The 24,480-nt window shown below is 65.7% G+C and carries 21 protein-coding genes and 1 tRNA gene; 14 read left to right on the top strand and 8 right to left on the bottom strand.

What is annotated here, in order from left to right; genetic code table 11:
- Window positions 1–457 precede the first annotated feature (457 nt).
- Window positions 458–1,684, bottom strand: a complete 1,227-nt coding sequence (gene alr / locus ACLHZ1_RS17885; protein ID WP_427263155.1) for an alanine racemase — start codon at window positions 1,682–1,684, stop codon at window positions 458–460.
- Window positions 1,685–1,870: 186 nt separating this feature from the next.
- On the opposite strand from alr, the gene ACLHZ1_RS17880 reads away from it, so the two are divergent.
- Window positions 1,871–2,311 carry a methyltransferase family protein gene (locus ACLHZ1_RS17880; protein ID WP_427263154.1) on the top strand — a complete coding sequence of 147 codons (441 nt, stop codon included), beginning with the start codon at window positions 1,871–1,873 and terminating at the stop codon, window positions 2,309–2,311.
- Window positions 2,312–2,384: 73 nt separating this feature from the next.
- Here ACLHZ1_RS17880 and ACLHZ1_RS17875 read toward each other — a convergent pair whose 3' ends face one another.
- The 4 genes from ACLHZ1_RS17875 to ACLHZ1_RS17860 all read right to left on the bottom strand — a co-directional run bounded on the left by ACLHZ1_RS17875 (window position 2,385) and on the right by ACLHZ1_RS17860 (window position 6,268).
- A complete protein-coding gene (locus tag ACLHZ1_RS17875; RefSeq protein WP_427263153.1) occupies window positions 2,385–3,644 on the bottom strand; it encodes a dicarboxylate/amino acid:cation symporter in 1,260 nt (419 codons plus the stop codon).
- 196 nt (window positions 3,645–3,840) lie between these two features.
- Window positions 3,841–4,287, bottom strand: a complete 447-nt coding sequence (locus ACLHZ1_RS17870) for a CC0125/CC1285 family lipoprotein (RefSeq protein WP_427263152.1) — start codon at window positions 4,285–4,287, stop codon at window positions 3,841–3,843.
- Between the two features lie 224 nt (window positions 4,288–4,511).
- Window positions 4,512–4,588, bottom strand: a tRNA-Pro gene (locus ACLHZ1_RS17865).
- A 336-nt stretch (window positions 4,589–4,924) separates the two neighbouring features.
- On the bottom strand, window positions 4,925–6,268 hold the full coding sequence (locus tag ACLHZ1_RS17860; RefSeq protein WP_427263151.1) for a dihydroorotase: 1,344 nt from the start codon (window positions 6,266–6,268) through the stop codon (window positions 4,925–4,927).
- A 78-nt stretch (window positions 6,269–6,346) separates the two neighbouring features.
- Between ACLHZ1_RS17860 and ACLHZ1_RS17855 the strand changes: the two genes are divergently transcribed.
- Window positions 6,347–7,222, top strand: coding sequence for a 6-pyruvoyl trahydropterin synthase family protein (locus ACLHZ1_RS17855; RefSeq protein ID WP_427263150.1), 876 nt, complete (start codon window positions 6,347–6,349; stop codon window positions 7,220–7,222).
- 69 nt (window positions 7,223–7,291) lie between these two features.
- Here ACLHZ1_RS17855 and ACLHZ1_RS17850 read toward each other — a convergent pair whose 3' ends face one another.
- Window positions 7,292–9,292 carry a methyl-accepting chemotaxis protein gene (locus ACLHZ1_RS17850; RefSeq protein ID WP_427263149.1) on the bottom strand — a complete coding sequence of 667 codons (2,001 nt, stop codon included), beginning with the start codon at window positions 9,290–9,292 and terminating at the stop codon, window positions 7,292–7,294.
- 260 nt (window positions 9,293–9,552) lie between these two features.
- Here ACLHZ1_RS17850 and hinT point away from each other — a divergent pair, with 260 nt between their 5' ends.
- The 9 genes from hinT to secF all read left to right on the top strand — a co-directional run bounded on the left by hinT (window position 9,553) and on the right by secF (window position 17,443).
- A complete protein-coding gene (gene hinT / locus ACLHZ1_RS17845) occupies window positions 9,553–9,903 on the top strand; it encodes a purine nucleoside phosphoramidase (RefSeq protein ID WP_427263148.1) in 351 nt (116 codons plus the stop codon).
- Window positions 9,903–11,297, top strand: a complete 1,395-nt coding sequence (locus ACLHZ1_RS17840; RefSeq protein ID WP_427263147.1) for a COG3014 family protein — start codon at window positions 9,903–9,905, stop codon at window positions 11,295–11,297. The genes hinT and ACLHZ1_RS17840 overlap by 1 nt, the downstream gene beginning before the upstream one ends.
- A gap of 67 nt (window positions 11,298–11,364) precedes the next feature.
- On the top strand, window positions 11,365–11,763 hold the full coding sequence (locus tag ACLHZ1_RS17835; protein ID WP_408796786.1) for a YcfL family protein: 399 nt from the start codon (window positions 11,365–11,367) through the stop codon (window positions 11,761–11,763).
- Window positions 11,763–12,359: a penicillin-binding protein activator LpoB gene (gene lpoB / locus ACLHZ1_RS17830; RefSeq protein WP_408796785.1), complete on the top strand. Its 597-nt coding sequence runs from the start codon at window positions 11,763–11,765 to the stop codon at window positions 12,357–12,359. Before ACLHZ1_RS17835 ends, lpoB begins: the two co-directional genes overlap by 1 nt.
- Window positions 12,349–13,182, top strand: a complete 834-nt coding sequence (locus ACLHZ1_RS17825; protein WP_427263146.1) for a phosphotransferase — start codon at window positions 12,349–12,351, stop codon at window positions 13,180–13,182. The genes lpoB and ACLHZ1_RS17825 overlap by 11 nt, the downstream gene beginning before the upstream one ends.
- A gap of 8 nt (window positions 13,183–13,190) precedes the next feature.
- Entirely contained in the window at window positions 13,191–14,048 is an 858-nt protein-coding gene (locus tag ACLHZ1_RS17820) for a DUF6279 family lipoprotein (protein WP_427263157.1), read from the top strand.
- A 136-nt stretch (window positions 14,049–14,184) separates the two neighbouring features.
- A complete protein-coding gene (locus ACLHZ1_RS17815; RefSeq protein WP_427263145.1) occupies window positions 14,185–14,583 on the top strand; it encodes a hypothetical protein in 399 nt (132 codons plus the stop codon).
- A 131-nt stretch (window positions 14,584–14,714) separates the two neighbouring features.
- Window positions 14,715–16,526 carry a protein translocase subunit SecD gene (gene secD / locus ACLHZ1_RS17810; protein ID WP_427263144.1) on the top strand — a complete coding sequence of 604 codons (1,812 nt, stop codon included), beginning with the start codon at window positions 14,715–14,717 and terminating at the stop codon, window positions 16,524–16,526.
- A 2-nt stretch (window positions 16,527–16,528) separates the two neighbouring features.
- Window positions 16,529–17,443 (top strand): protein translocase subunit SecF, encoded by a 915-nt coding sequence (secF, locus tag ACLHZ1_RS17805; RefSeq protein ID WP_427263143.1) that lies wholly within the window; start codon window positions 16,529–16,531, stop codon window positions 17,441–17,443.
- Window positions 17,444–17,512: 69 nt separating this feature from the next.
- Here the strand turns inward: secF and ACLHZ1_RS17800 are convergent, their stop codons facing one another.
- The gene (locus ACLHZ1_RS17800; RefSeq protein WP_427263142.1) at window positions 17,513–18,115 is read right to left on the bottom strand and encodes a DUF924 family protein; all 603 of its coding nucleotides are present in this window, start codon (window positions 18,113–18,115) and stop codon (window positions 17,513–17,515) included.
- Window positions 18,116–18,330: 215 nt separating this feature from the next.
- Here ACLHZ1_RS17800 and ACLHZ1_RS17795 point away from each other — a divergent pair, with 215 nt between their 5' ends.
- The 3 genes from ACLHZ1_RS17795 (at window position 18,331) to ACLHZ1_RS17785 (ending at window position 23,189) form a co-directional block, all read left to right on the top strand.
- On the top strand, window positions 18,331–19,248 hold the full coding sequence (locus ACLHZ1_RS17795; RefSeq protein ID WP_427263141.1) for a DUF808 domain-containing protein: 918 nt from the start codon (window positions 18,331–18,333) through the stop codon (window positions 19,246–19,248).
- A 176-nt stretch (window positions 19,249–19,424) separates the two neighbouring features.
- Window positions 19,425–21,203 (top strand): M3 family oligoendopeptidase, encoded by a 1,779-nt coding sequence (locus ACLHZ1_RS17790; protein WP_427263140.1) that lies wholly within the window; start codon window positions 19,425–19,427, stop codon window positions 21,201–21,203.
- A gap of 156 nt (window positions 21,204–21,359) precedes the next feature.
- Entirely contained in the window at window positions 21,360–23,189 is a 1,830-nt protein-coding gene (locus ACLHZ1_RS17785) for a M3 family oligoendopeptidase (protein ID WP_427263139.1), read from the top strand.
- Here ACLHZ1_RS17785 and ACLHZ1_RS17780 read toward each other — a convergent pair.
- Window positions 23,182–24,339: a diguanylate cyclase gene (locus ACLHZ1_RS17780; protein ID WP_427263138.1), complete on the bottom strand. Its 1,158-nt coding sequence runs from the start codon at window positions 24,337–24,339 to the stop codon at window positions 23,182–23,184. The genes ACLHZ1_RS17785 and ACLHZ1_RS17780 overlap by 8 nt on opposite strands.
- Window positions 24,340–24,480: the final 141 nt, after the last annotated feature.

Here is a 24,480-nt window from a genome sequence, read left to right as displayed (position 1 = left end):
CTCTGGGTGACCCGCAAGAAGCTGGCGTAAGGTCGTTCGGCTGGATTGGCGCAAGATCCCGTGCGGTGTATCGCCCTCGGCGTGGTGGCGCTGATCCTGGTCGGCTCCATGGGGCTGAGTCTCTGGGCGACCCGCAAGAAACTGGCGTAAGGTTGTTCGGCTGAATGGGCGCAAGATCCCGTGCGGTGTATCACCCTCGGCGTGGTGGCGCTGATCCTGGTCGGCTCCATGGGGCTGAGTCTCTGGGTGACCCGCAAGAAGCTGGCGTAAGGTCGTGCGGCTGGATTGGCGCAAGATCCCGTGCGGTGTATCGCATTGGGCGTGGTGGCCCTCATTCTGGTGGCCTCCATGGGGCTGAGTCTCTGGGTGACCCGCAAGCAAGTGCCCGCTCGCAAGACGGTGTAGACACAGACAACAAGGGCTCCCTCGGGAGCCCTTTTTTATCTCTGGTTGTCGATCAGCGTTTGATCTTCTTGGGGTTGGTGTAGCCCCAGACGGTGTACATGTCCGCCAGCAGGGCGCCGTTGTACTCCTCCAGATCCGCCTGCTTCACCTCGGCCTCCCCCTGGCGTCCGAACAGCACCACCTCGTCACCGGGTTTGACCCCCTTGATGTCGGTCACGTCCACCATGATGGTGTTCATGGAGGTCTTGCCCACCACGGGGGCCTTCTGGCCCTGGATCAGCACATAGGCCTTGTTGCTGAGCGCACGGCGATAGCCGTCTGAGTAGCCCAGGGGCAGGTTGGCGAGCAGGGCGTCGCGCTTGAGGGTGAAGGTGCGGTCATAACCGACGGAGTTGCCCGCCGGGTAGCGGTTGACCGAGGCGACCTGGGTCTTGAACGCCATCACCTTCTTGTATTCGGTGTAGGAGGGGATGGTGTCACCGTAGATGATGCCGCCCGGGCGCACCATGTCAAAGTAGGCTTCCGGCAGCTCCAGGGTGGCGAAGGAGTTGGCGGCGTGGATGGTGAGCTTGCTGCGATCCAGCTTGCCCGCCTCGATGAGCCACTGGGTGTCCAGCTTGAACTGGGCCAGCCCCAGCTTGACGTCCTCTTTCTCTTCCACCGGGAAGTGGGTCATGATGCCGACCGGGGTGATCCCCTTGAGCGCCAGCATGGAGAGGGCCTCGCCCTTGGCATCCTCGGCCCTCAGGTCGATGCCGTTGCGGCTCATGCCGGCGGAGTTGAGGCCGATGTGCACCGGGATCCGGGTGTTGTGACGCAATGCGATGTCGGAGATCCCCTGGGCGCTCACCAGGCTGCCCACCAGCTCTTCCAGCCGATAGGGCAGGGCCTGCTCAACTTCATCCGGGGTGGCGGCGCGCACCCGCATCAGGCGGCCTTCGAAGCCCTTCTCGCGGGCGACGCGGGCCTCTTCATTGCTGGCGATGCCGATGCAGGGGATGCCCGCCTTGACCACGGAGGGGACCAGCAGATCGATGCCGTGACCGTAGGCATCGGCCTTCATGATGGCGCAGATCTGCGGTCCCTTGTCGCCGAGGCGGGTCTTGAGGGTCTGGAGGTTGTGCTCAAACGCACCCAGGTCTACCTCCAGCCAGGCGTTGGCGGCGGTCTGCACCTCGCCACTGCGCAGGTCGCTGGTCTGGGGCAGGTAGGGGGCGGCGGTGGCCTGACCGGCCATCAGGCCGAAGATCAGGGTAGCGAGCAGGGTTTTCTGATTCATGGGGTGTCCTGTTATGTTGAGGCAAGGCTGGGGGAACAACTGGCGCCCCCGCGATCCGTTCCTTGGTATCAGTGGCCGGGCCATCGATGCCTTCTTATTGATTTATATATGTTTAGTGGGTAACTCGACCCGAATGGGAGTGTACCGTATGGTGCCCTTTGTGGCACGTCTCATGGGAGATGACAGATGAGATCGTTGGAGTGTCGCGTGCCGCCCGTGCTGCTGTTTGGCGTGGTGGCGCTGGGGATGGTGCTGGGGAGTGGCGGCGGGGAGGGGTGGCCGGTGGCTGCCCTGTTGTTGACCCTGCTCGGCTGCGTGTTCGGGTTTGGCGCCCTGCTGCGCTTTCGTCGCCATGGCACCAGCGTCAGCCCGATGCGCCCGGAGCGGGCCAGTGCCCTGGTGACCACAGGGCTCTATGGCCTCAGTCGCAATCCCATGTACCTGGGGTTGCTCTGCTGGATGATGGCGTTGGCCTGTTATCTCGGGGGCGTCTGGGTCTGGATCGGGCCCCTGGTGCTGTGGGGCTGGCTCACCCGCTTTCAAATCGTGCCGGAGGAGCGGGCCCTGCGGGCGCGCTTTGGCGAGCCTTATCTGGATTACTGCCGACGGGTGCGTCGCTGGTGCTGAGCCGCGCGGCGCGCTGAAAAAACCAGTCAGACAGGGCCCGCCCTGGCGGGTCGTTGCCATCCTGGGATCAGGTTCAGGCCGAGGCGGACTCCGGACTCGTCAGGGGGGAGGCCTCCTCCAGGCGCGCTTCCGTCCTTGCGACCACACAGGCGGCGATGGCGTTGCCCAGCACATTGGTGGCGGAGCGTCCCATGTCGAGGAAGTGGTCTATGCCGAGCAGCAGCAAGACCCCGGCCTCCGGAATATGGAACTGATTGAGGGTGGCCGCGATCACCACCAGGGAGGCGCGCGGCACCCCGGCCATCCCCTTGGAGGTGACCATCAGCAGCAGCAACATGGTCACCTGCTGGGCGAAGGAGAGTTCGATGCCGTAGGCCTGGGCGATGAACATGACGGCAAAGGTGCAGTACATCATGGAGCCATCCAGGTTGAAGGAGTAACCCATGGGCAGTACGAAGCTGGCGATGCGCTTGGGGCAACCGAACTGCTCCAGGCGTTGCAGGGTCTTGGGATAGGCCGCCTCCGAGCTGGCGGTGGAGAAGGCGAGCAGCACGGGCTCGCGGATCAGGGCCAGCAGGGTCGGGGTGCGGCGGCGGATGAAGAGGCTGCCCATGGCGATCAGCAGCAGCCAGAGGCAGCCGAGCGCCAGGTAGAACTGGGCCATGAAGCTGCCATAGGTGGCGAGGATGGCGAGTCCCTCCCTGGCGACCATGGCCGAGATGGCCGCGAACACGGCGAAGGGGGCGAAGTTCATCACATAGCCGGTGACTTTGAGCATGATCTCGGCGGCGCTTGCCAGCAGCCTCACCACCGGCTTGGCGGCATCCCCGAGGGCGGCGGCGGCCAGCCCGAAGAAGAGGGAGAAGACCACTATCTGCAGGATCTCGTTGTTGGCCATGGCCTCCACCAGGCTCTTGGGGATGGCATGGGCGATGAAGTCGCGCAGACTCAGGCTGGCGGTGGCGAGGCCGCTGCTGGCGGACTCGGGGGGCAGGGGCAGGGAGAGGCCGCTGCCTGGCTGCATCAGGGTGACCATGAGCAGCCCCAGGGAGAGGGACATCAGGGAGGCCAGCATGAACCAGCCCAGGGTCTTGGCGCCGATCCGGCCCACGGTGCGGGTGTCCCCCATCTTGGCGATGCCGACCACCAGGGTGGTGAACACCAGGGGGGCGATGATCATCTTGATGAGGCGCAGGAAGATGTCGGTGAGCAGGGTGATGTTGCCTGCGAAGGCAGGGGCTTGATCCGGGGCAAGGAGTCGGTAGCCCTGACCGGTGGCGATGCCAAGCAACATGGCAGTCAGGATGGCGAGAGTCAGCTTGTTCAGTTTCATGGGGAGAGATCCGCGCAGCGCAAGGAGTCGGAATGGGGTGGCGAGTGCCACGACAGCCGGGTCGGCTCGCCATGGGAGGGCGAGCCATTGGCGCAGCATGCCCAAAGGACGCGGTGAAATCTAGCGCGGGATCACACTTTTATTGCTGGTCTTAGGTGTATTCGACATGCCATTTAACCGCCGGTGGTGATTTATGCTAGTCGGTTGCGATCTTGGCGAGATAGGCGGCTGACAACGCCTCGTCCCCCTGCTGGCGATGGGCGAGGCGCAGGAGCAGCAGGGCCGAGATGCGGTGCTCCACGTGCAGCTGCTCCATGAAGGTGTCGGGTTCGTACCGGTCGAACCCGAATTGGGGGCGACGGGGGGTGGCGCGCACCGCATCACGCACTATGTCCAGGCTCACCACCTCGACCCAGCCATAGCCCTGGGCCAGGGCCAGCTCCCCGGCGCGCTTGAGCACATACTTGCGCGCCGTCTCCCGGCTCACCAGATCGTTGCCGACAAACTCTATCTGCCAGCGATCCGGGCCTATCTGGCTCTGGGAAAAACCGGTCTGGCCGCCCCAGAGGGAGGGCTCGCTGTCATAGGGGGTGGCGCAGCCCGCGAGCAGCAGGGCGCACAGCAGCAGGAGTCTGGTGAACATGGGATCTGGCCTCGGGGCGGTGAGATGGGCCGATCACACCACAGGAGACGGCCATGGGCAAGCCAGGGTCTGGCTGTGACACTGGCTGGCGTGGGGACGATCTGGGAATGGGCGGGGAGAGGGCCGCCGGCAGGCCGGCCTGGCGCAGGCCGCCGCGCCGAGTAGACAAGCATGCGGATAAAGAAAAGGCCCAGTCACTGACTGGGCCTTTACTCGGGGAATGATGGTCGGCGTGAGAGGATTCGAACCTCCGACCCCTGACACCCCATGACAGTGCGCTACCTGGCTGCGCTACACGCCGACTGCGTCAGCTTGGCTGACGGGGGCTGAGTTTATGGAGATGACCCTATCCTGTCAACAGGGGAAATCACACCGTGAGATCGTTTGCCTGCTTTGTGGGCAACTTCGGATCAAAGTGCGAGCAATTGCCCGTATTGGCGCTGTTTTTCGGGCCTTGCGGCCAAAAAAACGGCCACCCTGTGGGTGGCCGTCTGGCGTAACGCTTTCAAGCAGAGATCAGCGGTTGAAGGTCAAGCGCTTGCCCAATACCTGGTCGGTGACCTGACCGTTTTGCCAGGCTATCTGGCCGTTGACCAGGGTCATGTCAATCATGGCGCTCTGGCAGCGGCAGCCCGTCTCAGCGGTTGAAGGTCAAGCGCTTGCCCAATACCTGGTCGGTGACCTGACCGTTTTGCCAGGCTATCTGGCCATTGACCAGGGTCATCTCGATAGTGCTCTGGAAGCGGTAGCCGTTGAAGGGGGACCAGCCGCACAGGTAGAGCAGATTGTCGTCGTTGACCACATAGGGCTTGCCCAGATCCAGCAGCACCAGGTCGGCGAAGTAGCCTTCCCGGATGTAGCCGCGATCTTGCACCTGGAAGCGCTCGGCCACCGCATGGGAGGTCTTCTTGACGATGGTTTCCAGACTGAAGACGCCGTTGTGGTAGAGCTCCAGCAGCGCCTGCAGGGAGTGCTGCACCAGGGGCACGCCGGACGGCGCCTTGAAGTAGCTGTTCTGCTTCTCTTCCCAGGTGTGGGGAGCGTGGTCGGTGGCGATGATGTCGAGCACGTCGTTGCGCACCGCATCCAGCAGGGCCTGCTGATCGGCGGCGCTCTTCACCGCCGGGTTGCACTTGATCAGGCTGCCCTGGGTGTCGTAGTCCGCCTCGTTGAAGAACAGGTGATGGACACACACCTCGGCGGTGATGTTCTTGTCCTTGAGATCTTTCAGATCCGGGGTGGCGGTGAACAAGGAGAGCTCTTTCGCCGTGGTCAGGTGCAGCACGTGCAGCTTGGCGCCGTACTTTTTCGCCAGCCCCACCGCCATGCTGGAGGACTTGTAGCAGGCATCGGCGCTGCGGATGCGGCCGTGCTCGCGCATGGGCACATCCTCGCCCCACTTGGCGCGGGCCTCGTCTTCGAGCACCTTGATGGAGGGGGTGTCCTCGCAGTGGGTGACTATCATCACCGGGCTCTCCTGGAAGATGGCCGCCAGTGTCTCCTGGTTGTCCACCAGCATGTTGCCGGTCGAGGCCCCCATGAAGATCTTGATGCCGCAGGACTGCTTGGGATCGAGCTTCTTGATCTCTTCCAGGTTGTCGTTGGTGGCACCCAGGTAGAAACTGTAGTTGGCGGCGGCGGAGTTGGCGGCTATCTGGTATTTGGCTTCGAGGGCGTCGATGGTGGTGGTCTGGGGATTGACGTTGGGCATCTCCATGAAGCTGGTGGTGCCCCCGGCCACGGCGGCCCGGGATTCGCTGGCGATGGTGCCCTTGTGGGTCAGACCCGGTTCACGAAAATGGACCTGATCGTCGATCATGCCCGGGATCAGGTGGCGGCCGGTGCCATCGATCACCATGGCGTCCGGCGCCTCGATATGGGGCGCGATCCGTTTGATCCGCTCCCCTTCGATCAGCACATCGGAGGCGTAGATGCGCCCTTCGTTGACCAGGGTGGCGTTCTTGATAAGCAGTGTGTTCATGGCGGGTCCAGTTCCTTTGTCTGTGATCGCGGGTCATAATAGCGCAATCTGTCCCTACTCTGTAGCAAGGCCTGAGTGATGAAGTTATTTGTAAGAGATTTGACCGTGATCGACTCCAGCTATCTGTGCGAACGCCGTGGCATGGTGGGGGAGAGCTGGCTGGTGGACGTGGAGATGAGCGGCGAGCTCAACGAGATGAGCATGCTGCTGGACTTTGGCCGGGTGAAGAAGCTCATCAAGGCGATCATCGACCGCGAGGTGGATCACAAGCTGCTGGTGCCGACGGACAGTGCCATGGTGCGCATCGAGTCCTTATCCGGCGGCGAGACCTGTGTCGATCTGCTGCGCCAGGACAAGTCCATCCATCTGCGCTGCCCGGATCAGGCATTCGCCTTCATTCCCGGCACCCAGGTGGACAAGGAGTCGGTGACCCGCTACCTGCTGGGGGTGCTGGCAAGGGAGCTGCCCGGCAACATCAAGGATCTGTCGCTGACCCTGCGCCACGAAGCCATCCAGGGCGCCTTCTACCACTACAGCCATGGCCTGAAGAAGCACGACGGCAACTGTCAGCGCATCGCCCACGGCCACCGCTCCCCCATCGAGATCGAGGTGGACGGGGCGCGCAACGAGGAGCTCGAGCTCAACTGGGCCGAGCGCTGGGCCGACATCTACCTCGGCACCGCCGACGATGAGGTGCCCCTGACCGAGCTGGCGCTGAGTAGCGTTGCCGCCCCCCTGCTGGGGGCTGGCCACATCGGCTTCAAGTACGTGGCGCCCCAGGGCTTGTTCCAGCTCGCCATGCCGGCCACCGAGGTGGAGATGATAGACACGGACACCACCATAGAGCTGCTGGCCTGCTACATCGCCCGCGAGGTGAAAAAGCAGGTGGGGGACAAGCTGGTCAAGATAGTGGCCTATGAAGGGGTGGGCAAGGGCGCCATCGCCTACGCTTGACGACCCGGCTCGTCCCACAAAGAAGGAGGCCCCGCAGATGCGGGGCCTCGTCGTCTCTGGGGGCAGCCGTCAGGCGCTGAGGCGAAAACGCCGGACCAGGCTCTCCTGCTGCTCGGCCAGGGCATCGAGCTGCTGGCTGGTCTCGGCGACCCGCTCTATGCCCTGATAGTTGAGGTCCGAGATGTCCGAGATGCGATTGAGATTGGTGGCGATGTCGGCGCTGGTGGCCTGCTGCTGCTCGGCGGCGGAGGCTATCTGGCTCGACATGTCGCTGATGAGCACCACTATGCCCTGCACCTCCTCCATGGCGTTGTTGGCGTGGGAGCTCTGGCTCATGCAGCTGTCCATCTCGCGGGAGCACTCCTGCATCACGCTGACCGCCCGGGCGACCCCCTGCTGCAGGTTCTCTATCATGGTCTGGATCTCGTTGGTGGAGTGGGCGGTGCGCCCGGCCAGGTTGCGCACCTCGTCGGCCACCACGGCGAAGCCGCGGCCCTGCTCGCCAGCCCGGGCCGCCTCGATGGCGGCGTTGAGGGCCAGCAGGTTGGTCTGCTCGGCGATGGCGCGAATGACGTCGAGGATATTGCCAATCTGATCGCTCATGGCGCTCACATCGCCAATCACCTTGCCGGTCTGTTGCAACTTGCCCGCCAGCTGGTGGGTGGTGCTGATGTTGCCCGCCATCACCTGGCGCCCGGTCTCGGAGGCCTTCTCCACGTCCATCACCCGCTCCAGGGTCTGGTTGGCGGCCTGGGCCACCTCCCGCACCGAGGCCTCCATCTGGGTCATGGCGGCGGCGACCGAGGCGGTCTCCTGGCGCTGCTTCTCCAGATCCGCGCGCACCGATTCCGTGGTGTGGCGGTTGTCGTGGGCGGCGTCATTGAGCTGGGTCGAGGCCTGGGAGAGTTGGGAGAGCACCTCGCTCATCTGGGCGATCAGCAGGTTGACCTGGCTGCCGAGCTGGCCGAATTCGTTGCGGCTCTTGAAGCCGATGCGCAGGGTCATGTCCCCCTGGGTCACCTCGGTCAATACCCGCAGCAGCTCCTTGAGGGGGCGACGGATGGCGCGGCCCAGGGTGATGGCCACCAGGATGGCGACCAGGATGGCCAGCCCTATGCTGACTCCCTGGGAGAGGCTGCTGCGCTGCTGTACCTGTTCGGAGGCCAGGATGCTGGCGTTCATCAGCTGCTGGCTCTGGGCCGTGATGGCCTCGAGCTGGCCCTGGATGGCGATGATGAGCTGGCTCGCCTGCTTGCTCTTCTCGTGCAGGGTGGCCTGCTGTTTCATCAGGGTCAGATACTGGCCGAGCAGGCCGTCGGCGGCCGTGGTGTCGCGCACGAAGGCGCGCACGCTGTGGCCGAGGTCGTTGTCAAAGTCCGGCAGCTCCCGCTCCAGATCCGCGATGGTGCCGTTGAAGCCGTCGATCTGCATCTTGTTGCGCTTGAGGGCCGACTCGATGGGGCCGGTGACGGACTGGTTCAGGGCATCCATGGTGGAGAGCTCTATGGTGGAGAGCTGGGTGGTGAGCTTCTCGGAGAGCATCTTGATGAAGCTGTCATCCTGACCGGCCATCATGTCGCCCAGGTTCTTCTTGAACTGGGGCAGGGTGACCTGAAACTGGCCCTTGGCCCGGTTCACCTTGTGCAACTGGCTGAGCAGGGCCTGGTGTGCGGCGGGCAGGGCCTGGGTCAGGGCCTGGTAGCTGGCGACCTGCTCCTTGAGCGCCGTGAGCGGCGCCTGCAACTGGGGCTCATTGCCGGCCTGGCTGCTCAGGGCCTGCAGCCGGCGCTCGACCTCGGCCTCGGCCTCCGTCAGGGCGGCTATCTCTTCGGGCAGCATCCTGGCGTCCTGCTCGGTCAGCACGTCGTTGAGCCGCTTGTTGGCGCTGAGCAGGCTTATCTGGGTCTGGCTGCTGGCCTGAACCAGCGGCATGGACTGCTGGGTGACCTGATGCAGGGCCTGACCGAGGGCGCGCTGGCTGTGAAAGGTGAAGGCAGAGCTCGCTATCATCACGGCCACCAGGATGGCAAACCCGAGATAGACCCGCTGCAAGATGGAGAGGTCCGACATGCTTAGTTTCATTATTGTCCCGCTTTGAATACAAAAGTCCCTTGCCTGAATCCCCCGTCCCTTTGCTACCCTACGGACGTCGCGCCCGGCACCGGGGATCCCTCGTTCTGGCTATCGGTATTTTTAACAATAACTGAAGGGATTGTGACAACGGCTGTCGCAAAAACCGGCCTGTGTCACACTTGGCGGCCCCGGTGGCGATGGAATAGCCTCGTTAGAGGCTTTATTTTGATTTTTCTTTTTAACGCAAGGAGTTACCCATGGCCGATGAAACCATTTTCAGCAAAATCATCCGCAAGGAAATCCCGGCCGAGATCCTCTATCAAGACGATCTGGTCACCGCCTTTCGCGACATTTTCCCCAAGGCCAAGACCCACATACTGATAGTGCCCAATGTGCTGATCCCCACGGTCAACGACGTCGAAGCCGAGCATGAGCTGGCCCTGGGGCGCATGTTCACCGTGGCCCGCAAGCTGGCGGCCGAGGCCGGCATCGCCGAGGATGGCTATCGCCTCATCATGAACTGCAACCGCCACGGCGGGCAGGAGGTGTACCACATCCATATGCACCTGGTCGGTGGTCAACCCCTGGGCCCCTTGCTCAGCCTGTGATGCGCCTCGTCTCATCGACCGGCCTGCTGTTGGCCGGTCTGCTGCTGGGGGGCTGTGCCAGCTGGCAGGACTTGTTCGTTTCCTATTCGGTGCAGATGGTGCCGGTGCGCAGCGCCCTGCTCCAGGGCAAGGCCCTGGACGCCATGGCCGAGGTGCGCGAGCTGGCCCCCGGCGATGACGGCTATGTGCTCAGCCGCCTGGAGCTGGGGCGCATCGCCCAGCTGGCCCGGCAGGATCCCGCCAGCCGCCAGGCCTGGGTGGCGGCGGATCGGGCCCTGACGGCACAGGATGAGCAGGCGCGCTACCGGCTGAGCCAGGGGCTGGCCCAGGCGGGCAGCCTGCTCACCAACGATCAGACCCTGGGTTATCAGACCCCGGACTATGAGCGCACCATGCTGCACCACTACCTGGCCCTCGATTACCTGGCGCGAGGGGATCGGGAGGGGGCCCTGGTGGAGGTGCGCCGCGCCAACCAGGTGCAGGAGCGGGCTCTGCGCGAGCGCGATGGCGAGCTCGCCAAGGCGAAGGCACAGGCCGGCGTGCGCCAGGCCCTGTCGCGGGCACCGGATCTCGATCGCCTGGTCGGTCAGGTCAAAAATGGCTTCCAGAACGCCTACACCTTCTATCTGTCCGGGGTGCTCTATGAGGCGAGCGGGGATCTCAACGATGCCTGGGTCGACTATGGCCGCGCCCTGGAGATAGCGCCGGACAACCCGGCTCTGCAAGGGGCCTTGCTGCGACTGGCGCGCCTGCGGGGCTCCGCCGAGGAGCTGGAGCAGACGCAGCGGCGCCTCGGTCGCAAGGCGCCGCTCCTGGCGCGGGGGGAGGGCAGGGTGGTGATCCTGTTCGAAGACGGCCTGATCCCGGCCCGGCGCGAACTCTTCCTGCCGCTGCCCCTGTTCACCTCGGCCGGGGATTTTCGTACCTTTACCGTCGCCATCCCCTACTACGATAATCGCGGCGCGGACGTGGGCCCCCTCAGGGTCGGGGTGGCCGGCCAAGTCGGCAGCACGGCGCCCCTGGTGCGGCTCGAGGCCCTGGCCGCCAGGGATCTGCAGGAGCGCCTGCCCGCCATGTTGAGCCGTCAGGCGCTGCGGCTGCTGGCCAAGGAGCAGCTGCGGCGCACCGCCGCCAAGGAGGGGGGGGATGTGGGCAACCTGGTGGTCGGCCTGTTCAACACCTTCTCCGAGCGGGCCGATACCCGCAGCTGGCTGACCCTGCCGGCCCAGGCGTCGAGCTGGGAGGCCAGCCTGCCGGCGGGTCGCCAGAGTCTGAGCCTGGGGGCGGGGAGCGCGAGCCAGACCCTGCCCATCGAGGTGCGGGCCGGGCGCACCACCCTAGTCTGGGTGCAGCACCTCGGCGCGGGCCTGAGCAGCCGGGTGATGCCCCTATGAGTGCCCGTTTGGGCAAGGATCACTGACTGACCGGTTCGGCCCCTCGGCCACCGGCAAGGAGAACAAGATGAAAGCACATGGCTTGGCCCTCGCTCTGGTACTGCTGCTGGCGGGGTGCGCCACCAATACCTCCGGCGTGGCGCTCTATGGCGCGGCCGGGGCGGCCGCGGTGGCGGAGCAGCACCAGAACGTCAACGTCACCCTGACCGAACTCAGCCGTCGTCAGCAAAACGGCCTGCTGCAGGTCAATGTGGCGGCGGCCAGCACCCAGCGCGGCGACAACAAGCTGCAATACCTGTTCTATTGGTATGATGACGCCGGCCAGGAGGTGGCCAGCGATGGCCGCGGCTGGACCCCCATCACGCTGCACGGCTACCAGACCCGCACCCTGTCCGCCCTGGCGCCGAGTCCGGCCGCCCGGGGCTACCGGATTTACGTACGCGAAGTGATTGAGGAATCGAACTGATGAGAATGAACCATGCCCTGCTGATCTTGACCGGCGCCTTGCTGCTGGGGGGCTGCTCCAGCACCACTGTGAGCTATGGCGATGCCACCGCCACCGAGACGGTCACCGTCGATTATGGCTCGAGCGATCTGCAGGCCATCGCCGACAAGATGGCGGACTCCATGCTCGCCTCGCCGGTGACCAGCGAAATCACCGCGGGGGGACGTCCCGTGATGTTCATGGACAGCATCCGCAACAAGACCTCGGAGCACATCGACACCGAGGCCATCACCGACACCCTGCGCACCAGGCTGCTGCGCTCGGGCAAGTTCCGCTTCGTCGACATGAGCAAGGTGGCGGCGGTCAGGCAGCAGCTCGAGTACCAGCAGAGCAGCGGCATGGTGGACCCTGCCGCCATGGTGCGCCTGGGCAAGCAGACCGGCGCCCGCTACATGGTCTATGGCAACCTCAGCAGCATCGTCAAGGACAACGGCAAGGTGAAGGACGTCTACTACCAGATGACCATGAACCTGATGGACTTGCAGAGCGGCGAGCTGGAGTGGGCGGATCAGAAGGAGATCCGCAAGCAGGCCAAGACCTCGACCTTTGGCTGGTAACCAGGCCCTGCTGGCGAGCCTGCCGGCCCCCTGGCGGACGGGACGGCTCGAGCCCCTGGGGCTCGGGCTGACCAACCGCAACTATCGACTGCGCCTCCCCTCGGGGCGCAGTTACTTTTTAAGGCAAGGCCACCCGGATCCGGCGCGCCTCGGCATCGATAGAGCCACCGAGTGGCAGCTCTATCGCGGGGCCATGGCGGCCGGGCTGGCGCTGCCTTGCCATCACGGGGATCCCGAGCGCGGCATCCTGCTGCTGGACTGGTGCGAGGCGCCGAGCTGGGCGCAGTCGCCTCCTCCCCGCGATCTGGCGCTGCCTGCCCTGGCGCGGCTGCTGGTGCGGCTGCATCGCCTGCCGGTGCCGACCGTCAGGATGGCGGTGCGGGCCCATGCCCGGGGCTATCGCAGCCGGTTGCGGGCCCCTCCGTCCTGGCTGGCCGCCCTGGAGGCGCCCCTGCTCGCCAGCCGGGAGCCGGACGGCTGCTGGCTCCCTTGCCATCACGATCTCAATCCGGCTAACTTGTTGGGGGAGCGGCCCTGGGTCATCGACTGGGAATATGGCGCCGCCGGTCACCCGGGATTCGAGCTGGCCAGCATAGTGCGCACCCATGGCTGGGACCTGGATGAGATGGCGGCACTTGAAGCCTGCTATCTTGAAGAACATGCACGGCTCGCCCCCGCCACCCCGATCCCGGTGTTTCAGGGGGAGGCCTTCCTGCCCTGGGTCGACTACATCGCCCTGCTGTGGGCCCTGCTCATGGCCGAACAGGCGCCGGATCCGGCCTATGACACCCTGATAGCCCATCATCGCCAACGACTGGAGTAACCATCTTGATGACACACCTTTGGCGCAAGAAAACACGAGTCTGGCTGGCGGGTCTGGCCTGTCTGCTGCTGGTCGGCTGTGCGACCCGGGTGATCTACTACTGGCTCGACTCGGCCATCATCTGGCAGCTGGACGACTACTTCTCCCTGGATCGCAGCCAGAAGACACTGCTCGATTCCGAGGTGAAGGGGCTGATGGCCTGGCATCGCCAGCACGAGCTGCCCCTCTACGCCCGGGATCTCGATGCCCTGGCCAAGGCGGTGGCCAGCCCCATGACCCCGGCCCAGGTCACCCTCCATCTGGACAGGACACAGGCGAGCCTGACCCGCACCCTGGAGAACGCCATCCCCCGCACGGTGCGCCTGGCCCGCACCCTGACCGATGCCCAGGTGGCGCACTTCATGGTCGATCGGGTGAAGCGCCAGCAGGAGCGCCAGCATGACTTCACCACGGAGTCGAAGACAGGGATGCAGCAAGAGTTCCAGGACAAGCTGAGGGAGCGGCTGGCGTTCTGGATAGGCAAGGTGAAACCGGCCCAGGAGCCGCTCATCGCCCAGTGGGCCGAGTGGCAATACGAGATGATGCCCCCCTGGCTCGAGTTTCAGGGGGCCTGGACCCGGGAGCTGGACAGGTTGATGAAGCAGCGCCAGAGTCCGGACTTTGGCAAGGAGCTGACCCGCTTGCTGCAACAGGGGGACGGCCTGATGGATGGCCGCTTCACCGGCTACACGGATCAGTCCCGCCAGCGTACCATCCAGTGGCTCAGCGATTTGAGCCAGTCGCTGGATCTCTCCCAGCGCGCCCACCTCTATACCCTGCTCAAGGAGTATGCCGAGGACTTCGAGACCATGACCCGCAGCCGATGACAGTGCGCGCGGGGGCAGGGCCGGCCTTGCCCCCGCCGCCTTGGCTGTGATAGCTTGCCAGCTGTGGGCGCCCGCCCACGGCTTTTATCGGGGTAATATGTCGACCAATCGTCCAGAGACAGTGAAATGGATGCTGATGAGCGTGCTCATGGCCTTCATGCTGTTGTTCTCCACTCTTGGAGTGGAGCGATCTGCGGTGGTCGTTCCCCAGCATCAGCACAGCCAGGAGAGCGTCTTTCATGGCGCCAGCGTCCCCGAAGGGGGGGCGGTCAAGTTCATCGGTACCCATCAGAATCATCTGCTGCGGCTGGAACATGCCCAGCTGAGGGAAGGTGAACGTCCGCCGCTCGATTACCAGCTGATCGCCGACTGGTCCGCCGCCTTCTGCCAGCTGCTGCTCGGCGGTCTGCTGCTCTGCCGCGCCCTGCTCTACCAGAGACACAGTTTCCGGGACCAGTTCAGGGCCATTCATCGCCACTGGCTCTGCCGCCGCCACCTGCAATACCGCTTCTCCCAGAGCGCCGTTTCGCGCTGATCCCGAGCCGCCGTCGGGCCAATGCCTGCCGGCCGCTCCCCGGGCCATCCTTGCCCGATGTCGACTGATTGTCCGCGATGACGCCCGCCGTGCGGGTGCTCGCCCTGTGTCCTTCGATCCGGATCTTCCCTATGAACAGCGTGAGAAAGAAATCGCGCCTCGTGCACAATCGCACGAGCGCCTGGCAGTACGCCCTGTTGCTGCTGATGTTATTGACCTTCGGCTTCTACTCCCTGCCCACCTTCTTCGGTGAGCAGCCCTCCCTGGGCCTGCACGGCCAGACCAGTCTGAGCGAGGGCGATGCCCAGTTGCTGGCCCAGCAGGGCATATCGGTGCAGCAGACCATCGCCTCGGCGGACAAGCTGGAGCTGGTGTTCGCCAATCAGGCGGATCAGCAGCGCGCCAAACAGCTGCTCGAGGGGCAGGGCCATGACAGCGCCGCCCTGACCCTGGAGTTTCATGCCAACGCCCCTGGCTGGATAAGCCGGCTCGGGGCCAGCCCCATCAAGCTGGGGCTGGACCTGCGCGGCGGCTCCCAGCTGCTGATCGGCGTGGATCTGGACTTCGTGCTGGAGAGCCAGACCCGCAACCTGGTGGACAACCTGCGCAGCGGCCTGCGCGAGGCCCACCTGCGGGGCGGCGCCGTGAGCCGGGTGGCGACGGGGGAGGTGCGCATCCAGCTTCCCCAGGACGCACAGCAGGCCCCCTGGCTCACCCTCATCAAGGAGAGCGGCGGCGTGCGCCAGGGGCAGTGGCAGCTGGCGCGCAGCGGCAACCAGGTGACCCTGACCCTGAGCGAGGCCGAGCGCAGCCTGCTCATCAACAACGCCGTGACCCAGAACCTGTCGATCCTGAAAAAACGGATCAATGAGCTCGGCATCGTCGAGGCCTCGGTCCAGCGCCAGGGCCAGGACGGCATCCGCATCGAGCTGCCCGGGGTACACAACCCCAGGCAGGCCAAGGAGGTGATCGGGGCCACGGCATCCCTGGCCTTCTATCAGGCCAGGCCCGAGAGCCACTTCGTCATGACCGACAGAGAGGGGCGCAGCGTGGGGCTGGATCGCAAACCCGTGCTGACCGGCGAGCATATCGTCGATGCCAGGGCCAGCATGGGGGAGATGGGCCAACCCCAGGTCGCCATCGTGCTCGATGCCCTGGGGGGGAGCAAGATGAGCCAGTTCAGCCGCCAGCACGTGGGCAGCGCCATGGCCACCCTGTTCACCGAATACAAGACGGACGGCAAGGGCAAGCTTCGGGCCCATAGCGAGGTGATCAACGTCGCCACCATACAGACGGCGCTGGGCAACCAGTTTCGCATCACCGGCATTGGCAGCATGCCAGAGGCCCAGGAGCTCGCCATGTTGCTGCGGGCCGGGGCCCTCACCGCGCCGCTCAAGATCCTGGAGGAGCGCAGCATAGGCCCCACCCTGGGAATGCAGAACATAGAGGCGGGCTTCACCGCCCTGGCGTTTGGCATGGCGGGCATGATGCTGTTCATGATGGCCTGGTATCGCAAGTTTGGCTGGGTGGCCATCTCGGCCCTGCTCGCCAACCTGCTGATGCAGGTGGGCATGCTGGCGGTGCTGCCCGGCGCCGTGCTGACCCTGCCCGGCATCGCCGGCCTGGTGCTCACCGTGGGCATGGCGGTGGATACCCATGTGCTCATCTTCGAGCGGGTGAAAGACAGGTTGCGGGAGGGGGGGAGCCTGGCCGGGGCCATCGACTTCGGTTACCGCTCGGCGTTTAGCACCATCTTCGATGCCAACCTCACCACCCTGATCAGCGCCGTGGTGCTCTACTCCATCGGTTCAGGGCCGCTGCAAGGCTTCTCCATCACCCTGATCCTGGGGCTGGTCTCCAGCATGATCACCGGTATCTGGGGCACCCGTGCCATCATCAACCCCATCTGGGGCAAGAGCAGCCAGCGGCTGCAGAGGGTTTAATCATGTTCCATCGTCTATTTGCCATGAACCTGACCCGCTGGCGCTACCTTGGCCTGGGTTTCTCCGTGCTCGTCACCCTGGCCAGCGTGGCGCTGCTGCTGGGCAACGGCCTGCAACTGGGTCTCGATTTTACCGGCGGCATCTTGCTGGAATTCAAGATCCAGACCCTCAAGGAGGCCCATGAACTCAACGCCCTGCTCGATGGCTCCCTGCAAGCCCTGGTCAGCCTGCAACCGGCCGGGGTGCCCGGGGAGTGGCTGATCAAGCTGCCGCCCCATGGCCTGCCCATGCCCGCCCAGGCCCTGGCGGAGCAGCTGGCCGACCAGCTTGGCCTGCCGGTGGAGCTGCTGCGCACCACCATGGTCGGTCCCCAGGTGGGCGCCGAGCTGTTCCAGCAGGGGATGATGGCGGTGCTGGTGGCCTCCCTGGCCATCTCGGTCTACCTGGCTTTTCGCTTCGAATGGCGCCAGGCTGTGGGCATACTGCTCTCCGTGCTCCATGACGGCGTGGTGGCCCTGGGACTGCTGGCCCTGTTTCACATCGAGTTTGATCTCAACGTGATCGCGGGGCTGATGGCAGTGATCGGCTATTCCCTCAACGACAGCATCGTCATCTCGGATAGGCTGAGGGACATATTGAGCTCCCGTACCCGCCTCGACATGCACGGCTGCAGCGATCTCGCCATCAAGGCCACCTTCAGCCGCACCATGATCACCTCAGGCACCACCCTGTTTACCGTGGGCGCCCTGCTGCTGTTTGGCGGCGACGCCCTCCATGGCTTCGCCTTCACCCTGTTTGCCGGCATCCTGACCGGGACCCTCTCCTCCATCACGGTGGCCTCCACGGTACAGGAGCTGCTGGGGCTCTCCCCCCAGGCTTACCAGAAGAAGGAGGACGATCTGGCGCAGGCGGCCTGAGTCGCGTCGCCGCTTGATGAAAAACGGGCCCGTCGGGCCCGTTTTTGCTGATGGCCCCGCCGGGGCGCCTTAAAAACCGGAGCCGGGCTGCTGCAGGAACGCCGTCTCCTCCGAGGTGCTTGGGCGGCCCAGGATGGCGTTGCGGTGGGGGAAGCGGCCGAAGCGCTCGACGATCACCTGATGGCGGCGGGCAAAGTCGGCGAAGCCCTCGAAGGTGGCCCGGGCAGGCCCCCCGGCCTGCTCGGCCGCCAGGGCCTCGAACAGGGCGACGCTTCTGCTCTGCTGCTCCCGGGACTCCGCATGTTCCAGGGGCAGATAGAAGAAGACCCGCGCCAGGGGGGAGAGGGACTTGTCCGCCCCGAGGGAGAGACCCGCCAGGCAGAGGTCGCGGGCCTTGGCGTCCTGGGCAAAGGCGCCTGGGGTGCCTCGGTGGATGTTGCGCGGCAACTGATCCAGCAGCAGGATCAACGCCAGCCGGCCGGCGGACACCTCGGCCCAGTGAGCCAGGTCGCCCCTGGCCGCCGCCTCGGCCAGTTCGCCGAAGCGGCGGGCCAGCAGGGCATCGGTCTCGCTGTTTTTGCCCCACCAGAGGGGGGCTTGCCGCTGGGCGCGGGGGGCGTCGTCGGCGTCATCGCCAAACCAGAAATCGAGCAGAGGCTGCCAGGCTTGCATGGGAACTCCTTGGGCTGGGGTGGCCTGAGGCGGTGTCATCCGACTCAGAGGGGCTGCCGAAAGGGCGGCTTCTGGTTACACTGTGCCATCTTTTGCCTGAAACAAGGAACCCCTCTCTGCTCGGCACTCGCGTGTGGCGTCTGCCCGGCGAGGTGCCCTGGGAGCTTGAGGGGATTTCCCCACTGTTTTTCCACTGTATAGAAGGAATGCCTGATATGGCCGGAACCAGTCTGTTGGCCCTGCTCGATGATATTGCCAGCGTGCTCGATGATGTCGCCCTGATGACCAAGGTGGCGGCCAAGAAGACCGCCGGGGTGCTGGGGGACGATCTTGCCCTCAACGCCGAGCAGGTGTCCGGGGTGCGGGCCGAGCGGGAGCTGCCCGTGGTGTGGGCGGTGGCCAAGGGGTCGTTTCGCAACAAGCTGATCCTGGTGCCCGCCGCCATCGCCATCAGCGCCCTCATCCCCTGGCTCATCACCCCGCTGCTGATGCTGGGGGGCGCCTACCTCTGCTTCGAAGGCGCCGAGAAGCTGGCCCACAAGTTCCTGCCCCACGGGGTAGAGGAGGGGGAGGTGCAGGTCGATGCCATCCCGGACGATCTGATGGCCTTCGAGCAGCAGAAGGTGAAGGGAGCCATTCGCACCGACTTCATCCTCTCGGCGGAGATCATCGTCATCGCCCTCGGCACGGTGCAGGGGGCCAGCCTGGCGCTGCAGCTGTCGGTGGTGGCGGGCATCGCCGTTCTGATGACGGTGGGGGTCTATGGCCTGGTGGGCCTCATCGTCAAGCTGGACGACATCGGCCTGCACCTGCTGAAAAAGCCCGATGGCGGCCCCCTGCGCCGCGCCCTGGGACAGGGGCTGCTGGTGACGGCGCCGCGCCTGATGCACCTGCTGGCTCTGGTCGGCACCATCGCCATGTTCATGGTGGGGGGCGGCATCCTGGTCCATGGCTGGCCCTTCGCCCACCACCTGATCGAGGGGGCCGCCGGCGCGATCGCCACCCTGCCGACCCTGGGAGGCCTGCTGGCCGCGGTGACGCCGACCCTGCTCAGTGCCCTGGTCGGGGTGGCGGCGGGCATGGTGCTGGTGCTGGCCATGACGCTAGTGAGCCGGCTCAAGCCCGCCAGGTAACGGGCGCGTCGGATCTGCCTTCGGCCGACAGGGGCCGTCGCATCCGGCAAGGGTTGTCCAGGGGGTTGGCTCGGATGGGGGCTGGGCAAGGCTCGGCCCCCTTCGTACTATCCGAACTGGCACTCGCCCACAGAGGCGGGGCCAGATGACATGGATGCAAACCAACAAGGACAGTTATGAACCCACCCGTCTGGCAGGATGATCACATCTATGCCGCCCCCGACTGCCCGGCGATCGCCGCCGATTTCCACCAGGCCAGCCAGGCCCTGGCCACCCTGGGTCAACTGGTTGAGCAGATCCCCCATACCACAGAGATCAATGCCCTGCGCCACCTGCTTCGGGCCATCCGGCGCGTGACCACGCGGCTGCATCGGCTGGCCTGGAACGGCCAGACCTATGGCTACAACCGGCTCAGCCGGGACGGTCGCGACGAGAAGGCCAGGGCGCTCTATGGCCGCAGCCAGCAGCTGCAGGCGACCCTGGCCCAGTTCGCCAAGCCGGTGGCCCTGTTCTGGCTGAACGCCCCCGAGGAGCGGGTGCGAGTCCTGCTGCAGGACCCCGAGCTGTTCGAGCTGGCCTACCTCATCCACCACGACAGGGCGCAGCAGGATCAGTGGCTCTCCCTCGAGAGCGAGCAGCTCATCGAGGGGCTGGCGGTGGATGGGCTGCAGGGGTGGGGCACGCTCTACGACACCCTGGTTGCCCGGCTCACCCCAGTGGTGGAGGGGGAGCCCATGGGGCTGGCCCAGGCGGACAACCTGCTCGCCCACCCGCAGAGGGCGCGCCGGGCCGGTGCCTGGCACGCCATCCAGGCGGCCTGGGGGGCGGAGCAGGAGACGGTGGCCGCCATCCTCAACGCCATCAACGGCTGGCGCAACGAGCTCACCCGTCAGCGGGGGCGGGGGCGCAGGCAGGATGCCCTCGACGTCAGCTGCCATCAGGAGCGCATCACCCGCGCCACCCTGGAGACCCTGATGGCGGCGGCCGAGGAGCACAGGGAGCTGGGGCGCCGCGCCCTGCGGGCCATGGCCTGTGCCCAGCAGATAGCGGACTTTGCCCCCTGGGATCGCTATGCCCCGGCCCCCCAGATCGCGCACGGCGGGTTCGGCTTCGAGCAAGCGCTGGATCTGGTGGCGCAGGCCTTTGCCGCCTTCGATCCCGAGATGGGGGCCTTCGCCCGCATGATGGCCGACCAGGGGTGGATAGATGCGGCCCCGAGCAAGCACAGGCGCAGCGGCGCCTACAGCACCGAGTATGCCGACCCGCCCGAGCCTCGGGTCTTCCTCACCTTCGAGGGGACCCTGGACAACGTCATCACCCTGGCCCACGAGCTGGGCCATGCCTGGCACAGCTGGCTGCTGCGTGACCTCCCCCTGGAGCAGCGGGAGTATCCCAAGACGCTGGCGGAGACCGCCTCCCTCTTTGCCGAGACCCTGGTGCGCGACGCCCTGCTGGCCGCCTGCGACAGGGTGGAGCAGCGCCGGGCCATCGCCTGGCTGGACGGGGAGCGGGCCGCCAGCCTGCTGCTCGACGTGCCCGCCCGCTTCACCTTCGAGCGCGCCCTGGTGGCGGCGCGGGAGGCGGGCTATGTGGGGGCGAGTCAGCTGCGGGCCATGATGAAATCGGCGCAGCAGCAGTGGTATGGTGACACCCTCAGCCAATATGACGAGCTGCTCTGGGCCAGCAAGAGCCACTTCTCCATCGCCGAGTTCGGCTTTTACAACTACCCCTATCTGTTTGGTTATCTCTTCAGCCTGGGGCTCTATGCCCAGCATGAGCGCAGCGGGGGCGAGTTTGTCTTCACCTATCGCGAGCTGCTCCGTGACACCGGTCGCATGAGCGCCGAGGCGCTGGTGGAGAAGCACCTGGGCGTCGATATCCGCGAACCCGGGTTCTGGCAGGAGAGCCTGCGTCATGTGGAAGCGGCGGTGAGCCGCCTGGAGCGGCTGGTATAGTCGCGAACCCCTTTCTCTGGGCAGGAGAGCCTGCGCTATGTGGAAGCGGCGGTGGTGCGCCTGGCGCGGCTGGTGTGATGCCTGCCTACGAAGGTGGTGGCTCTGGCCACCTGGATGTAACGACGGGCCAGACCCGTCCCTGACGATGAGCGTTCGATGCAACAACGAGTCTATCCACAGCAGTGGCAAAATGATCACATCTACCCCTCCCTCGACAGCTGTGTCCTCGAGGCGGACATGAGCCTGGCCCGCGCCAGCCTGGCCGAGCTGAGCGGTTTTATCGAAGGGCTGGCCCAGGTTCCGCGCACCCCAGGCGCCCTGCAGGACTTCCTCAGGGAGGTGCGGCTGCGGGCCAGGCGCATTCGCGACATCGGCTGGAACATCGCCGTGCTGGCCGCCTGCAAGGGGAGCCAGGACGCCCGGGATCCCCTGGCCAAGCAGGTTGCCTCCCGGGCCCGGGCCCTCAACGCCGATCTCTTCAAGACGCTTGCCCCCATCGAAGATCTGATGCTGGGGCTGCCCGAGCCCGAGTTTGAACGCCTGATGGCCGATCCTTTGCTCGGGGAGGAGGGGTACCGGCTGCGCCACGAGCGCCGCCTGCAGGATCAGCGGCTGCCGGTGGCGGCGGAGCAGCTGGTCATCGGCCTTGGCACCGACGGTCTGCACGCCTGGGGCAACCTCTACAACGATCTGGTGGGCAAGATAAGGCTGACCATCGATGGCCGCGAGATGGGGCTGGCCGAGGCGAGCAACCTGCTCTCCAGCCCGGATCGGGCGCTGCGCAAAGCGGCCTTCGACGCCATCAGCGCCGGCTGGGAGGGGGAGCAGGAGACGGTGGCCGCCATCCTCAACGCCCTCAACGGCTGGCGCCTGGAGCTTTCGCGCCAGCGCGGCAAGCACCGGCGCCTCGATGCCCTGGATCTCTCCTGCCACCAGAGCCATATCGAGCGGGCGACCCTGGATACCCTGATGCAGGAGACCTGGCAGGCCCGCCATCTGGGCCAGCGGGCCCTGGGGCTGATGGCCGGTCACCTTGGCCTCGAGGTGCTGGGGCCGGAGGATCTCTTTGCGCCGCCCCCTGCCGCCAGCCGCCGGGCGATCCCCTTCGAGGAGGCGGTCGACCTCATCGCCCTGGCCTTCGCGCGCTTTGACCCCGAGATGGGGGACTTTGCCCGCATGATGGCCGAGCGCGGCTGGATTGATGCCGCTCCCACCCCCAACCGGCGCACCGGGGCCTACTGCACCAAGTTTGCCGAGCCGGTGGAGCCGCGGGTCTTCATCACCTATGCCGGTACCCTGGACAACGTCATCACGCTGGCCCACGAGCTGGGGCACGCCTGGCACAACTGGCTCATCCGCGACTTGCCCATGAGCCAGCGCAGCTACCCCATGACCCTGGCGGAGACCGCCTCCATCTTCGCCGAAACCCTGGTGCGCAGCGCCCTCTACGAGCAGGCGCAGAATCCCGAGGAGCGCCTGGCCATGGCCTGGGCGGAAGCCGACGGCGCCGCCACCTTCCTGGTCAATATCCCGGCTCGCTTCGACTTCGAGCGGGCCCTGGTGGCCGAGCGGGAGCTGGGCTATGTCTCCTCGGCCCGGCTCAAGGGGCTCACCGACGAGGCCTGGGGCCGCTGGTACGAGGGGAGCCTTGGCCGCTATCACCCCATGTTCTGGGCCGCCAAGGGGCATTTTTCCATCGCGGGGCTGGGCTTTTACAACTACCCCTACCTCTTTGGCTACCTGTTCAGCCTCGGGGTCTATCGGCAACTGATGAGCCGCAAGGGGACAGGGGAGGCGGGAGTGGCCGAGGCCTACCGCGCCCTGCTGCGAGACACCGGCCGCATGAGCGCCGAGGCGCTGGTGGCGAAACACCTGGGGCAGGATATCCGTGAGTCGGCCTTCTGGCGCCAGAGCCTGGAGGGCGTCGAGGGGGCGGTGACGCGACTGGCCGCGCTGGTCGGGGAGCCTGAGTTGGGTCTCAATTGAGCTGAGTGGCCAGCTCCTGCTGGCAGGCCACGCAGTTGCGCCCGCGCCGCTTGGCGAGATAGAGGGCGAGATCGGCCTGCTTGAGCAGGTCGGCCAGGGAGGATCCCCGACCGCTGGCCACCCCTATGCTCACCGTGATGCGCAGTGCCCCCAGTTCGCAGATGAGGGGGGAGGCGGCTATCTGGCTGCGCAGGTACTCGGCGCGGGCGTGGGCATTGGCCAGATCCTCCCCGGGCAGCAGGATGGCAAACTCCTCGCCGCCGACCCGGGCCAGGATGGCCGGGGTGCCCATATGGTGTTGCAGCAGGCGGGCGAGGTGACAGAGCAGCCGATCGCCCGTGTCATGGCCGTGATGGTCGTTGACCTGCTTGAAGTGATCCACGTCGATGAGCAGCAGGGCGCGCTGGGGATCGGTCTGCGCCTGCCAGCGGGTCTCGAAGCCGCGGCGATTGAGCAGCTGGGTCAGGCTGTCTCGCAAGGAGAGTTCGTTGAGCTTGCGGGTGTTGCGCAGCACCACCATGAAGAACTGTCCCAGTTGCAGGCCAGTGGCGAGCAGCCAGATCACCAGCAGCGCCACCAGGCTGTGATGGGCCCGAAAGTGGATCTCCTGGCTCGGCAGCGGCAGGCTCTGGGCCATGAGGAGCCGCTCCCCCCAGGCCAGGATGGTCAGCAGCCCCAGCAGACTGAGCAGGCCGCTGAGGGGGGCGCCCAGCTGCTGGCTGAGGGGACGGGCCGAGTAGCAGATCATCAGAAAACCGCTGACGCCGGAGAAGAGGGCCAGCAGCAACAGGCGCAAGTGGCTCTGGGGCAGGCTCGGTCCCGCCCAGACCAGCAGCAGGGCACCGAGCAGGGTGATGCTCAGCCAGCGGAGCAGGGGGAAGCGGCCCCGGTCGAAGCGGTAGGCGCGTCCCCACAAGAGGGTGAAGCCGCAGAGCACCAGGATATCCGCCCCCGTGTAGCTGAGCCAGGGATCCAGGGCGCCGCGCCGGGCAAACAGGACGAGCGCCGCGGCCCAGCACAGGGAGTAGGCGGCGCCGAGCAGGCAGGTGAGACGCTCGCTGCGCACCAGCCAGGCCGTCAGGGTCCAGAGCACAGCATACAGACCCATCTGGGCGGCCAGTAACAGATAACTCAGGGCGATTCCGTTCACGCCGTCCTCATCCGTTGTTTTTTGTGTTTGAAGCGTAGCAACTTATCGGGGTCGGCAGCGGACGCAACCGACGACCCCAGTCGTGATCCAAAGCAAGAAAGCCGCATGTTTTGGTGGCGCCGGGCCCGTCTGCTGCGGTAG

Origin of the sequence: Aeromonas sobria (genome assembly GCF_050266975.1) — a bacterium.
Taxonomy (GTDB): Bacteria; Pseudomonadota; Gammaproteobacteria; order Enterobacterales; family Aeromonadaceae; genus Aeromonas; species Aeromonas sobria_B.
Note: the sequence above shows the minus strand (reverse complement) of the source record. Positions and strands in the feature narration are given on the sequence as shown.